Annotated in this window: 13 protein-coding genes and 1 other RNA gene; 8 read left to right on the top strand and 6 right to left on the bottom strand. The window is 68.0% G+C overall.

Going from position 1 to position 13345, the window contains the following annotated elements:
- Positions 1-93: 93 nt before the first annotated feature.
- Positions 94-954 (bottom strand): helix-turn-helix transcriptional regulator, encoded by an 861-nt coding sequence (locus ABZ420_RS03970; protein WP_357116834.1) that lies wholly within the window; start codon positions 952-954, stop codon positions 94-96.
- 142 nt (positions 955-1096) lie between these two features.
- Between ABZ420_RS03970 and ABZ420_RS03965 the strand changes: the two genes are divergently transcribed.
- Both ABZ420_RS03965 and hisN read left to right on the top strand, forming a co-directional pair.
- Positions 1097-1693, top strand: coding sequence for an NAD(P)H-dependent oxidoreductase (locus ABZ420_RS03965; protein ID WP_357116832.1), 597 nt, complete (start codon positions 1097-1099; stop codon positions 1691-1693).
- A gap of 49 nt (positions 1694-1742) precedes the next feature.
- Complete coding sequence (gene hisN, locus ABZ420_RS03960) at positions 1743-2528, top strand: histidinol-phosphatase (RefSeq protein WP_357116830.1); 786 nt, start codon at positions 1743-1745, stop codon at positions 2526-2528.
- 87 nt (positions 2529-2615) lie between these two features.
- Here hisN and ABZ420_RS03955 read toward each other — a convergent pair whose 3' ends face one another.
- Positions 2616-3587, bottom strand: a complete 972-nt coding sequence (locus ABZ420_RS03955; RefSeq protein WP_357116828.1) for a hypothetical protein — start codon at positions 3585-3587, stop codon at positions 2616-2618.
- 196 nt (positions 3588-3783) lie between these two features.
- On the opposite strand from ABZ420_RS03955, the gene recQ reads away from it, so the two are divergent.
- The 5 genes from recQ to ABZ420_RS03930 all read left to right on the top strand — a co-directional run bounded on the left by recQ (position 3784) and on the right by ABZ420_RS03930 (position 8512).
- Positions 3784-5658, top strand: a complete 1875-nt coding sequence (recQ, locus tag ABZ420_RS03950; protein WP_357116826.1) for a DNA helicase RecQ — start codon at positions 3784-3786, stop codon at positions 5656-5658.
- 74 nt (positions 5659-5732) lie between these two features.
- Positions 5733-6812, top strand: a complete 1080-nt coding sequence (locus ABZ420_RS03945) for a metallophosphoesterase (protein WP_357116824.1) — start codon at positions 5733-5735, stop codon at positions 6810-6812.
- A 67-nt stretch (positions 6813-6879) separates the two neighbouring features.
- Complete coding sequence (locus ABZ420_RS03940) at positions 6880-7122, top strand: hypothetical protein (protein ID WP_357116822.1); 243 nt, start codon at positions 6880-6882, stop codon at positions 7120-7122.
- Between the two features lie 56 nt (positions 7123-7178).
- Entirely contained in the window at positions 7179-7652 is a 474-nt protein-coding gene (gene smpB, locus ABZ420_RS03935) for an SsrA-binding protein SmpB (RefSeq protein WP_062969387.1), read from the top strand.
- Positions 7649-8512: a DMT family transporter gene (locus ABZ420_RS03930; RefSeq protein ID WP_357116820.1), complete on the top strand. Its 864-nt coding sequence runs from the start codon at positions 7649-7651 to the stop codon at positions 8510-8512. Before smpB ends, ABZ420_RS03930 begins: the two co-directional genes overlap by 4 nt.
- A gap of 172 nt (positions 8513-8684) precedes the next feature.
- Here the strand turns inward: ABZ420_RS03930 and ABZ420_RS03925 are convergent, their stop codons facing one another.
- Together ABZ420_RS03925 and ABZ420_RS03920 are read right to left on the bottom strand one after the other, a co-directional pair.
- The gene (locus tag ABZ420_RS03925) at positions 8685-9983 is read right to left on the bottom strand and encodes an ABC transporter substrate-binding protein (RefSeq protein ID WP_357116818.1); all 1299 of its coding nucleotides are present in this window, start codon (positions 9981-9983) and stop codon (positions 8685-8687) included.
- Between the two features lie 11 nt (positions 9984-9994).
- Complete coding sequence (locus tag ABZ420_RS03920; protein WP_357116816.1) at positions 9995-11308, bottom strand: ABC transporter substrate-binding protein; 1314 nt, start codon at positions 11306-11308, stop codon at positions 9995-9997.
- A 420-nt stretch (positions 11309-11728) separates the two neighbouring features.
- On the opposite strand from ABZ420_RS03920, the gene ssrA reads away from it, so the two are divergent.
- Positions 11729-12099, top strand: a transfer-messenger RNA (tmRNA) gene (ssrA, locus tag ABZ420_RS03915).
- Positions 12100-12329: 230 nt separating this feature from the next.
- On the opposite strand, the gene ABZ420_RS03910 is transcribed toward ssrA, so the two are convergent.
- Together ABZ420_RS03910 and ABZ420_RS03905 are read right to left on the bottom strand one after the other, a co-directional pair.
- Positions 12330-12671 carry a helix-turn-helix transcriptional regulator gene (locus tag ABZ420_RS03910; RefSeq protein ID WP_357116813.1) on the bottom strand — a complete coding sequence of 114 codons (342 nt, stop codon included), beginning with the start codon at positions 12669-12671 and terminating at the stop codon, positions 12330-12332.
- Positions 12668-13051 (bottom strand): type II toxin-antitoxin system RelE/ParE family toxin, encoded by a 384-nt coding sequence (locus ABZ420_RS03905; protein ID WP_357116811.1) that lies wholly within the window; start codon positions 13049-13051, stop codon positions 12668-12670. Before ABZ420_RS03905 ends, ABZ420_RS03910 begins: the two co-directional genes overlap by 4 nt.
- Between the last annotated feature and the right edge of the window lie 294 nt (positions 13052-13345).

Genomic DNA, 13345 nt, shown 5'->3' with positions numbered 1-13345 from the left:
CGGACCGCCGGACCGGGCCCGGCCGGGCGGTGTGTCGAACTCCACTGATTCCTTCCGCCTGTGGGTGACCGGCCACGCCGCGATACCGATCGCTCAGCCCGAGACCGCGTGCAGTCCGCCGGGACGGCGGCCGTTGAGCGCGTCGAGGGCGGCGGCGGTGGCGTCGTCGGCGGGCAGGTAGACGATCACCCGCTGGTCGTCGTCGGCGGAGAGCTCGAGGGATTCGTAGGCCAGGCGCAGCGAACCGGCCTCGGGGTGGGCGAGACGGGTGATGCCGGTGGCGGCGGCCAGGCTCGGCACCGTCTCGACCCGGTCGGCGAACGCCGGGCCCACGGTGACGGTGAGTTCGTCGGCGAGGGCGGCGATATGCGGGTCGGCTCGGAACGGTCCCTGTTTCAACGTGGCGACCGTCGCGTCGGCGATGTGCTCCCAGTCCGGGTAGAGGTTCCGGGCGTCGGGCAGGCAGAAGACGAAACGCGCCAGGTTGGGTGGGGTGTGCGGGCCGTCGAACAGTCCGGTCGGCGCCATCAGCCGGTGGTAACCGCCGGTGTAGGCGAGCACTTCGGTGAGGCGGTTGAGCACGACGGCGGGCGCGGGTTCGAGCCGATCCAGGATCGCGCGCACCGTCGGCCGCACCTCGCGCAGCGGCTGCGCGTCGCCCATGCAGGTGAACCCGCTGTCCACCGACTTGCTCAATCGGTGCAGGTGGATGCGCTCGGCGGGGCTCAACCGCAACGCGTCCGCGAGCGCGGACAGCACCGGGGGCGACGGATGCCGGTCACGCCCCTGCTCGAGGCGCGTGACGTACTCCACGCTGACCCCGGCCGAGGTGGCCAGCTCGGCGCGCCGCAAGCCCGGGGTGCGCCGCCGCGGGCCGGTGGGCAGGCCGACCTGCGCGGGCGTCACCGCTTCACGGCGGCTGCGCAGGAAGAGCCCGAGTTCGTTGTCGCTCACCTCTCGAAGCTAACAAGGCGCGCCGCCCGGAGGGTGTCCCTGTCACTACCACTCTTACGGCGGTCTCCCTGCTCCGCGCGCCGGGCAGCAGATTGAGTGGGCGGCCCGAGCCGGGCCGCTTCGTGAACCGAGGAGGAACAGCATGTCCAACGCTCCCTTGAAGCTCGCGGTGATCATCGGCAGCGTCCGGGAAGGCCGCTTCGGGCCGGTGGTGGCCACATGGTTCAGCGAGCAGGCGCGGCGGCACGGTGGGTTCGAGGTGGACGTCATCGACCTGGCGGAGGCGCACATTCCCCTGGAGTTGCCCGCGGTGCCTCCGGCGATGGACCCGAATCCGCAGCGGCCCGAAGGGATGACCGACCTCACGCGCAGGCTCGCGGCAGCCGACGCCTTCGTCATCGTCACGCCCGACTACAACCGCAGCATCCCCGCCTCCCTCAAGGCCGTCATCGATTGGCACTTCACCCAGTGGGACGCGAAGGCGATCGGCTTCGTCGGCTACAGCGGAGCCTCCGGCGGCCTGCTAGCCATCGAACACCTGCGGCAGATCTTCAACGAACTCAACGCGCACACCGTTCGTCACTACGTGTCCTTCCCGCGCTACTACCTGCTGTTCGACGACGAGGGACGGTTGCGGGAGCCGGAAGAGCCCGCGGCCGTCGCGACGGCGATGCTCGACCAGCTGCACTGGTGGGCGAGCGCGTTGGCCGCGGCACGGTCGCTGGAGCCGGTGGGGTGAGGGCCGGACGGGAACGGCGGCAGCCGGGCGGACCGATAGGGTGCGGAGCGTGGCTGTGTACTCCTCCGATCTCGAACTCGCCCTGCGGCTGGCCGACGCCGCCGACGCGATCACCCGGGCTCGCTTCGGCGCGCTGGACCTGAAGGTCGACGCGAAGCCGGATCTGACGCCGGTGTCGGACGCCGATCTGGCCGTGGAGCAGGCGATCCGGCAGGTGTTGTCCGAGCAGCGACCGGACGACGCGGTGCTGGGCGAGGAGTTCGGTGGCGACGCCGAATTCAGCGGAAGGCAATGGGTGATCGACCCGATCGACGGCACGAAGAACTTCGTGCGCGGGGTGCCCATCTGGGCGACGCTGATCGCGCTGCTGGATGACGGCGAACCGGTTGTCGGCGTGGTGAGCGCGCCGTCCCTGGTACGGCGCTGGTGGGCGGCCGCGGGATCGGGCGCGTGGTCGAGCTTCGACGGGCAGGCGGCCGAGCCGATCTCGGTCTCCGCCGTCGGCGAGCTGGGTTCGGCCAGCCTGGCGTTCTCCAGTCTGTCCGGCTGGCGCGAGCGCGGCCTGCGCGAACAGTTCCTCACCCTGACCGACGACGTGTGGCGCGTGCGCGGCTACGGCGATTTCCTCAGCTACTGCCTGCTCGCCGAAGGCGCCGTCGACATCGCCACCGAACCGGAGGTCTCGCTGTGGGACCTGGCCGCCCTGGACATCCTCGTCCGCGAAGCGGGCGGGCGTTTCTCCGCGCTGGACGGCGAACCCGGTCCGCACGGTGGCGACGCGATCGCCACCAACGGCCTGCTGCACGAGAAGGTCCTCGACTGCCTGCGCGGCTGAGTTGTTCTGAATGCCACTTCGACCACGGCTTCCCTCCCCTCGGATGTGGACAACGCGGCGACCTCCGCATGCCCGAAGTCTCTCGAACTATCCGGCCCGCGCCGGGTTCGCCGGGGTGAGATCGATCCCCGACGGTGGGCGCAGGCGGCGCAGGGTGCCGTCCATGCTCGTGACGTAGAGCGCCCACGCATTGCCGTCCCGGTCGATGCGCACCGACGTGGCGCCGTCCGGCGGATTGCGCAACGGGCCTGGCTTGATCAGGCCCGTGATGATCGCGCAGGTGGCGCCGGTCGTCGTATCCACCCGGTAGACGGCGCCGAGTATGTGATCGGCGACGAAAAGCGCGCCCGCCCGGGTGGCCTCCATATCGTCGGGCAGCGAGACCAGGTCCGGAATGCCGGAGACGACGGTGGGATGCGCCGGATCGTCGAGCCGTACGCGCAGGATCTGCAGCGTCATGGTGTCGACGAAGATCGATTCTCCATCGGCGGCCAGCGCGAGGCCGTTGGACGGCGGCAGCGCCGACCAATCCCGCTCGTACTCGCTCGTCTCGGGCCAGTAGCGGGAGATGCCGCTCGGACCGCTCAGGCCGATGGTGGTGAACAGCAGGCTGCCATCCGGCAGCAGCAACAGGCCGTTCGGCCCGTTCAGACCGGTCAGCAGGACGTGCACCGCGCCGGTCTCGATGTCGTAGCGCTGGAGCGTGCCCGGCGGTTCGCTGAGGCCGTCCCCGGTGAGGAAGTAGACGTAGCGCCCGGCGACGCGCACGCCCGCTGGACGGTGCAGGTCGGTGACCAGCTTCGTCATTCGCCCGGCGCCGTCGACGTGCGCCAGGTAACCGTCCATCAGACCGGTGACGTAGAAACCGCCGCGTCCGTCGGAATCGAGATTCTCCAGATTGCCGACTCCTTCGACGACGGTCGTGGTCTCCCAGCCGTCCGAGCACATGGCGGGAAATGTCTCCGCCTGTGCTGCCGGCATCGCCGTGGTGAGCCCGGCGACCACGGCGACGGCGCTCAGTACCGCGGCGCGCACCCGGATCCCTGTCCCTTTTGCCATGAGCGACAACATAACAGCGCCGAACCGAGCGGTAAGCCTCGAGATTTCCGCCGAAGCGGAGAAAACCCGAGGTCGGTGCGCCGCGGCGGAAGCTCCGGATCCGGGTTGTCCACATGTGCACAACTCAGGCGCCCACCAGGGTGAACGCTGAACCGTGCCGGTACCGGCCCGCCCTGGCGCTCGTAGGATGGGCCGGGTGACTTCCCCCGATGATTTCGCGGCTGTAGCGACCGGTGTCGCGTCCGGATCGGACGCCGGATCCGTTGCGGCGCAACAGGTCCTACGCCGAGTCTTCGGTTACGACAGCTTCCGCGGCGATCAGCAGGCGATCGTCCAGCACGTGATCGACGGTGGCGACGCGCTGGTGCTCATGCCGACCGGCGGAGGCAAGTCGCTCTGCTATCAGGTCCCCGCACTGGTGCGCCCCGGCGTCGGGGTGGTGGTCTCCCCGCTGATCGCCCTCATGCAGGATCAGGTGGACGCGCTCAGCGCACTGGGCGTGCGCGCCGGCTTCCTCAACTCCACGCAGTACCCCGACGAGCGGCGGACCGTCGAGGCGCAATTCGTCGCGGGCGAACTCGATCTGCTGTACCTGGCGCCGGAGCGGTTGCGCCTCGACTCCACCGGGCAGCTGCTGGATCGCGGCAAGGTCGCGCTGTTCGCCATCGACGAGGCGCACTGTGTCTCCCAGTGGGGTCACGACTTCCGGCCCGACTATCTCGGTCTTTCCATGCTGCACGAGCGCTGGCCGGACGTACCGCGGATCGCGCTGACCGCGACCGCCACCGAGAAGACGCGCGACGAGATCATCCAGCGTCTCGACCTCGGCGCCGCCCGCCGGTTCGTGTCCAGCTTCGACCGTCCCAACATCCAGTACCGGATCGAGCCGAAGAACCGCCCCGAGCGTCAGTTGCTGGAATTCATCCGCAACGAGCACGCGGGAGACGCGGGCATCGTCTACTGCCTGTCCCGCAACTCGGTGGAGAAGACCGCGGCGTTCCTCACCGAGAACGGCGTCAGCGCGGTGCCCTACCACGCGGGCCTGGACAATCGCATCCGCGCGGCGAACCAGTCGCGCTTCCTGCGCGAAGACGGACTGGTCGTCGTGGCGACCATCGCCTTCGGCATGGGCATCGACAAGCCCGATGTGCGCTTCGTCGCCCATCTCGACCTGCCGAAATCGGTCGAGGGGTACTACCAGGAGACCGGGCGCGCCGGCCGGGACGGCCTGCCCTCGACGGCGTGGATGGTCTACGGCCTCAACGACGTGGTGCAGCAGCGCAAGCTGATCGACTCCTCCGAGGGCGACGCCGCCCACCGTCGCCAGCTCCAGCTGCACCTGGACGCGATGCTCGCGCTGTGCGAGACGGTCGGCTGCAGGCGTACCCAATTGCTGGCCTACTTCGGCGAGCCCGGATTGCCCTGCGGCAACTGCGACACCTGCCTGTCCCCACCGCAATCCTGGGACGGCACGGTGGCGGCGCAGAAGCTGCTGTCCACGGTCCTGCGGCTCGAGCGGGAACGTGGACAGCGCTTCGGCGCCGGTCACATCGTCGACATCCTGCTCGGCAAGAAGAACCCGAAGGTTCTGCAGTACGACCACCACGAGCTGAAGGTGTTCGGCGTCGGCACCGACTTGCGCGATACGGAGTGGCGCGGAGTGGTACGGCAATTGCTGGCCCACGGGCTGCTGGCCGTCCACGGAGACTACGGGGTGCTGACGTTGACCGAGGCCAGCAGCGAGGTGCTGTTCGACGGACGGCGAGTACCGTTGCGCCGCGAGCCCGAACGCGCGACCAAGCCCGCGCGGGCCGCGAAGGCCGCCAAAGCGGCCTCGGCCGAGCTGCCGCCCACAGACCTGCCGCTGTTCGAGAAGCTGCGCGAATGGCGCGCGGCCACCGCGAAGGAGCAGGGCGTGCCCGCCTACGTCGTCTTCCACGACGCCACCTTGCGCGAGATAGCGGCACGCAAACCCGCCAGCCTCGCGCAGCTCGGCGGCGTCAACGGCGTCGGTGAGAACAAACTCGCCAAGTACGGCGAACAGGTGCTCGAAGTGCTCGGCGCCGAATGAGTCGCTACCGTCACGCGGGACACGACGGTGAGAATGGCCACCGGGCGAGACCGTCGAGGACTGTGGAGGGCAGCGTGAGTCGGAGCGAGACGATCGGGCGCCGGGAGTTCCTGGCCGGTGCGGCCACTCTCGCGGCCGGGGCCACGTTGGTCGGCCGCACTCCGGCGCACGCGGTACCCGTCGCCGAGGGGGTCACCAAGTTTCCCTTCCCGGCCGAGCGCCGGGTGCGGGTGCTGGTGACCGGCGACGCGGGCACCGGTACCCGCACCCAGTGGGCGGTCGCCGACGCCATGCGCGCGCTGCACGGTCGCGAACCCGTCTCGCTGGCACTCGGCCTCGGCGACAACATCTACGAACACGGACCCGACGGCGCCGCCGACCAACAGTTCGCCGACAAGTTCGAAAATCCCAACACCGGCTTGGATTTCCCTTGGCTGATGGTGTTGGGCAACCACGACAACAGCTCGGTGCTCGGCGGTGACGGCGGGTGGCTGCTGCGCGGCAACGCCGAGGTGGAATACCACGCCGGCTCGAGGCGCTGGTGGATGCCGAGCCGCTACTACTCGGTGCGCATTCCCGCGGAGAACCCCGTCGTCGAATTCTTCGTCCTCGACGTCAACCCGCTCGCCGCCTACCTGCCGCCGGTCTTCACACCCTATTGGGCGGTCGACGGACAGTTCATGAACGAGCAGCGCGATTGGCTCGATCGCGCTCTCACCGAATCGCCCGCCACTTGGAAAATCGCCTGCACCCACCACCCGTATCTGAACAACGGCCCGCACGGGGACGCGGGCCGCTACGAGGGCTTGTCGCTGGAGCCGATCAACGGCGTGCACGTGAAGCGGTTCATCGAAGACCATGTGATCGGCCGCTGCCAGTTCATCCTGTCCGGGCACGACCACTCGCTCCAGGTGCTCGAACCCACGTCGGCAACGAAGGGAACCAGGCAGATCGTGTCCGGCGCGGCCGCCAAGACGGTCGGGGCCGAGCCGCGGCTCACCGCGAGCGCGGGCCACAGTGCGCTGTACGAGAACTATCACGAGCTGGGCTTCATGGTGCTCGAGCTCACCGAGGACGGAGTCGAACTGGGCGTCCACACCGTCGACCTGACGACCGGCGCGTCCGCCGAGGCGTTCCGGCGACGCCTGGCCTGAGTTCCAACTGGGTTGCGCCGCGCGGGAATTGCGGCGGGTCGCCGTCGTGGCGGCTACCGTTCTGGCTATGGCACCGGGTGAGGGTCCCAGTGACGCGGGCGACGACATTTCTACCGTCTCGATGGGCGGTGAGACTCCGGATGCGCCGCCGTACGTCCGGAGCAGAACCGATCCGGCGGTGGAGAACGTATGGCTGCGGCGCCGACCACCGCCACCGCGCCCCGGCCTGCCGCGAATGTCGACGGTGGCGCTGCTCGCCGCGTTCCTCGCCGTCCTCACGCTCTACGTGGTGCTGCACCAGGGGGGTTAGGGCCTGCGCGACCTGCGGGAATAAACCGGTTGCCGGGTCACTTAGAGTGGACCGTTATGAAGGAGAAGGGGCGCAAGGTCATCGCGACCAACCGCCGGGCGCGGCACAACTACACGATTCTGGACATCTACGAGGCCGGAATCGCGCTGGTCGGCACCGAGGTGAAGAGCCTGCGCGAGGGCAAGGCCTCGCTGGTGGACGCGTTCGCGACGGTGGACAACGGCGAAGTGTGGCTGCGTGGGCTGCACATCCCCGAGTTCAGCCACGGCACCTGGACCAATCACGCGCCGCGCCGGGTGCGCAAGCTGCTGCTGCACAAGCGTGAGATCGAGCGGTTGGTCGGCAAGTCGCGGGAGGGCAACCAGACGCTGGTCCCGCTGTCGATGTACTTCTCCGACGGCAAGGTGAAGGTCGAGCTGGCGCTGGCCAAGGGTAAGCAGGACTACGACAAGCGCCAGGACTTGGCCCGGCGCACGGCCGAGCGAGAGGTCACCCGTGAACTAGGACGGCGGGTCAAAGGCATGCGGTGACCGCCGTCCTGCTCGCGCTGGTAGCCGCGGTGGGCTACGGCGTGAGCGATTTCTACGGCGGCGTGGCGTCGCGGCGGGTGACCGCACTGCGCGTCGTCATCTATTCCTATCCGTTCTCGGTGCTGCTGGTGCTCGCGCTGCTTCCGTTCGTGTCCGGGAGCGCGGACGCCGCCTCGCTGTGGTGGGGCGCGGCGGCGGGTGTCGCCAGTGGCGTCGCGGTGTGGTGGTTCTACGCCGCGCTGGCCGATGGTCCGATGGCAGTGGTCTCCCCCCTGACGGCGGTGCTGGTCGCCGGCATTCCGGTACTCGCCGGGCTGGTGACCGGCGAGCGCCCCGGCCCGCTCGCCTTCGCGGGCATCGTGTTCGCGCTGGTCGCGGTCCTTCTGGTGAGCCGGGAGTCGCCGGACGAGGTGACGGAGGAGATCACCGGGGGACGCGAACTGCGGTTCACCCGCAAGGTCGCCGCGCTGACCATCGGATCAGGCGTCGCGTACGGTTTCGCCTTCGTATTCCTGCACGAGACATCGGCGCAGTCCGGACTGTGGCCGCTGCTCATGCAGCGCCTCGCGGCCACCGCGGTGGTGTGGCTCACCGCGCTGACCGCCCGCGATGTCGGACGGCTGCGGGGCGAGCCCCTGCGACTGGCCTGCTATATCAGCGTGCTGGACGTCATCAGCAACGCCGCGCTGCTGTATGCCTTTCACGGCTCGCTGCTGTCGCTGGTGAGCGTCATCGGCTCGCTCTATCCGGCCGTGACCGTGCTGCTGGCGATGGTTCTGCTCGGCGAGCGGGTCCATCGGCTGCAGCAGGCAGGCCTGGTCCTTGCGTTGGCCTCGGTCGCGCTCATCGCCGCGGCCTGAGTCCACCGAGCGGCCGCACACGTTCGACCGCCAAGCCGACTCCGGCCCGGGCAGGGCTGACTCGGGCGGCGGCTGATCGAAGGACGCCCGCCGCCCGAGTGAGAGAACGCGGATTGCGAGTGTCCGCCTCCCGGAACCCGAATTCCTCTCTACGGCACGTCGGTCGCGCGGCTCAACGCGTGCACGGTTCGCGCAGCGATATCCGTTTCAAGGTCGGACTGCGGTAGTCGGCGACCACGGTGCGCGACCCCAACGACGTGGACGGATCGGGCACGTTGACCACCGCGCGCTGCGCCGCGACGTCGGGTTCGTCCCGCCCGTAGATCTGCTGCGCCGCCATTCCCTCGGAGTCGACGGTGAGCCCGGCAAGGGTCTTGCGCAGGGTCGGCCGGTCCAGTCCTCCGGTCTCGGCTGCCTTGGTGAGCAGCGCCTTCATCGGATAGGAGATCGCCCAGCCCAGGTTGTAGCCGAAATTCGTCGGTTCGCTCGGCGCGGCGTTCCTGGCCCGTTGGGCACCGAGGCTCATGCCGTCCCAACCGTCGAACGGAGAGGTGTAGTTGTAGAGCGACATCAGCGCGGGCGCGGCGGGGGTCTTGAGCAGCGCGCTGTTCCAGGTCGGTGTCGATCCGAGGAACCGGCCCGTGTAACCGGATTTCGCCAGTTTGCCGACGATCTCGGCGGCTTCGGCCGGTCCGGTGGCCAGCAGGACCACGTCGGGCGGATCGGCCATGATCTCGGCGACCGGGTAATCCTGGTTGCCGACTTCGGGGTTGGGCCCGGTGTCGACCCGAGCGGTGATGGTCGCGCCGTTGTCCAGTGCCCACTTGAGCGCCCCGCTGGCGTAGTCACCGCCGTAGTTGCCGCGGTAGGCGACCACGCCGAGCGTGCGCGGCTGGTAGTGGTTCTGCGCGAACCAGTCCAGACCCAGCACGGCTTCCGTGCAGTACGAGAAGCCGTCGTCCAGCACCAAATCTCGGTCGGTGGCGCGGTACTGCCAGCCGGACCAGAGGGTGCCTGCCCCGGTGACCAGGTCCGCGTCGTCCATCTCGCCCAGGACGGCCAGGGTCTGCGCGGTTCCGAAGCTCATCGCGAGGGCCAGCACATGGGGGGCTATGTTCTCGAATTCCGCGACGTGCCTGCGCGGATCGTAGGCGGTGTCACGCGTGTAGGTCGCGATGTCGATCTCGTATCCGCCGATACCGCCCTGCTTGTTCACCTCGTTCCAGAACGCGAGCTGCCCGTCCTGCAACGACTTTCCGAGCGGAGCGAAGGGGCCGTTGTTCAGGTCCGACAGAACACCCAGATAGATACAGCCCTTGTCGCGGTGGATCGCGTGCGGGCACGCTTCTCGGGTCACGCCCGGGGCAGCCGCGGACTCGGAAGCCGAACAGCCGCCGGTCAGGACGAGCCCGAGCGCGAGGGGGGCGGCCACGAGACGCAGCAGCCGACGGAGATTACGGTGGAAAGGCATGTCTTTCTCGCTTACGGCTGCACGCAGGGCTCGGTGAGGGTGACGCGGTCCTGGGTCGGGCCGTGATAGTCGGTCGCCAGGGTCTTCGCGCCCAGCGGCGCGGTCTGCTCCGGCGCTTCGATGACCGCTCGCTGCCGGGTGAGGTCGGGTTTCGCCGCGCCGTAAGTGTATTCGGGTATCGCGCCCTCGTAGTCGACGCGCAGGCCGTGCACGGCTTGACGGACGCCCTTGCGGGTCAGCTTGCCTTCGTTGACCGCTCGGGTGAGCAGCGCCTTCATCGGATAGGAGAACATCCACCCGGCGCTGTAACCCCAGGTGGAGGGCTCGCGAGTCGCCGAGGCCCTGGCCTTCTTGGCGCCGGCGCTGACGCCGTCCCAGCCGTCCAGCGGCGAGGTCATGTTGTAGCGCGTCGTGATCGCGGACGCCGCAGGGCTTTTCAACAGGCCGCCGTTCCAGGTCGGGCCCGAGCCGAGAAACCTGCCCGGATAACCGGCCAGCGCCGCCTTGCCCATGATCTCGCCCGCCTCCGCGGGACCGGTGGCCAGGAGCACGAGATCCGCTCTGGCATTGAGGATCTTGGCGACGGCGGCATCCTGGTTGCCGATCTGGGTGTTCGGCTCGGTGTCGATCTGCGCCACCATGTCGACGCGGTTGGCGGAGGCCCATTTCTTGGCGCCGGTGGCGTAGTCGCCGCCGTAGTCGCCCTGATAGCTGACCGTGGCGATCGAAGACGGCTTCGCTTGGTGCTCGGCGATCCAGTCCAGGGCGATGATCGCCTCGGAACAATAGGAGTAGCCGGACTCCAGCAACAGACCCTTGTCGCTGTTCTCGAATTGCCAACCCGACCACAGGGTTCCGGCAATGGCGATCATGTTCGCCGCGTCCATCTCGGGAAGTACCTTCTGCGTCTGCACGGTGCCGAAGCTCATGGAGAGCGCGAGGACGTGCGGCTCGATTCGCCGGTACGCCTCGGCGTGCTTCTGCAGATCGTAGTTCGTGTCCTCGGTGTAGGTGGCGATGTCCACCTCGTATTTGCCGCCGATGCCGCCCGCTTCGTTCACCGCCTTCCAGAACGCCAGCTGGCCGTTGTGAATGTCCTTGCCCAGCGCGGCGAACGGCCCGCTGGTGAGATCGGACAGCACGCCCAGGTAGATACACCCCTTGCGGGAGTCGACCGCGTTCGGACAAGGGTCGGAGGTGACCCCGGGTTCGGACGCGGCGGCCGACTTGTCGCCCAGCGCAGAGCACCCGGTCAGGACGAGTCCGGCGATGGCGGTGAGGGCGGACAGGCGCAGCAACCTGTCCCCAATGGTGCGAACTGCCAAAGTGTTTCCTTAGTCTGAAATCGAGATCCGCTGCTCAGAGCCGATCGTACGGCTCGTGCAGTGTAAGTCGAGTTCCTCGCCGGGCCCGGAGAACCGGCTACCAGCATCCGGGAAGGATGGGGTGTTCGAACGGGCGGTGACGGGGATCCGGTTGAGCTGCGTGCCGTGCCCCCGGACCATATCGGAGGAACAGAGAACACGGTGCGTTCTCGACACCGCCCGAGGGGAGAGTTCGGAGATTCCGGTCCGGGACGGTGGCGACTCAGAAGGTCTCCTCCGACCCGCGGGGCCCCTTACCTCACCCGCGTCAGTGGCCCCGGCCGACGCTGCCGGTGTGGGGTCCACCACGACCGGATATCGGGATGATCCGGCCTCTCGCCGGTGTTAACATGAACAGCCCGGCAAGACGCCGGGGCGTACGGGGCTGAACGGTTTCGACTGCGTACGTAGATCTAGGGGAAGCGTGTCGGTGCAGGCAAGAGACCACCGTAAGCGTCGTTGCAACCAATTAAGCGCCGATTCTCATCAGCGCGAGTACGCTCTCGCCGCCTAAGCTGCGAAGCGTCTCTGTCGGCCCGGGGCATGCCCTCGGCTCCGGTGCCGGCATCAGCTAGAGGGCTAACCGTCCTACTCGGTCGCGGAGTAGGACGGGACATCGAACAGCGACTGGGATCGTCATCCGGGCTTGTTCGCGGGACCCGGAGATCCGAGTAGAGGCACAGCGGACTGCACACGGAGAAGCCCTGGAGACGCGGCGGAGGACCCGGGTTCGATTCCCGGCAGCTCCACGACAAGGCCCCTCACCTGCATCGCAGGTGAGGGGCCTTTTTCATGTGCCGCTTCACCGGTCTCGAACAGATGTTGCGAGAGGGCGGACAGGCTGGCACGAAGGCGATGCTCCAGCACTGCCGAGCACGGAGCAGGCGGCGCAAATGGCAGGTCCCTTTGCTGTGCGGCTCGTCCAGTGGTTCGCGTCAGGAGCGATTCAGCGCAGGTAGGTTCCGCGGCCACCGTTTGATGCTCAGGCTGCGTCGGTGTGGTGGCTGGTGAAGTTGACTCGGGTGTCATCGGCGTCGAGGGCGATATTCAGGGTGGCGTCGAGGGCGTCGGCGAGTTTGGCGAGCAGGGGGAGGGTCGGCATGGTGTCGGAGCCTTCGATGCGCGAGATTTTGGCTTGGGTGAGTCCGGCGCGTTCAGCGAGGTCGGCTTGGGTGAGTCCGAGTTCGGTGCGGCGGTCGTATACGGCTCGAGCCAGTGCCATGGAGAGCCGGATTTCGCGGCGGGCCTCGGTGACATCGTCGGGTTCGGTGTAGCCCTCAGCGAGTTTGCGCTCCCGGAGGGTCTTCCAGCGTGCGTGACTCATCGGTCCAGTTCTCCTCTCTCGACTGTGCGAACGAATTCTTGGTGGGCGGGTGCGTGTTCGGCCTGGCAGACTTGTTGGGCGAGCTTCGCGCGTTTGACTTCGGCATCTTCTCGCATCCGAGTCTTGCGGAACACTGTCAGTAGGATCACCCGCCGTCCAGGTGCGAGCCAGTAGGTGATGCGGATGGCGGCGCCATCCACAGTTGGCCGGAGTTCGCGGACGCCGTCGCCGAGATGCCGAGCGTAAGGCTCGGTGAGGGACTCTGCGTGTTCGGCGAGTAGGCCGACGTATTCATCGATCTTGAGGAAGTGCCTGGCTGGCAGTGCTTCCAGCCAATCTCGCACCTCTGGCTCGATTTCGATGGTGAACAGTTCACCCACGTCACCCACAGTATATGTCGTCAACGACATGCGGCAAGGGGGTGGCACCTCGTGGCGAGCGAATGGGCATACTCGTCGACCTCGACGCGGAACGGGTGGATCGCTTGCACATTCGGGCTTCGTGCGGCTTTGGCAGGCACGTAATTCCCTACGGCAGAGTAACTTCAGCGGCCAGGTCCACCGTGGCTCAGTAGGAGCCTCGATGATTGCCGCACGGAGTCCTCTGGGAGACTCACGGCATGGTTGCTATCGGTTCGTGGGCGCCACCAGTCCATGAGGCGGTGGGGGAGCATC

It is taken from the genome of Nocardia sp. NPDC005745 (assembly GCF_040630775.1).
Classification (GTDB): domain Bacteria; phylum Actinomycetota; class Actinomycetes; order Mycobacteriales; family Mycobacteriaceae; genus Nocardia.
Note: the sequence above shows the minus strand (reverse complement) of the source record. Positions and strands in the feature narration are given on the sequence as shown.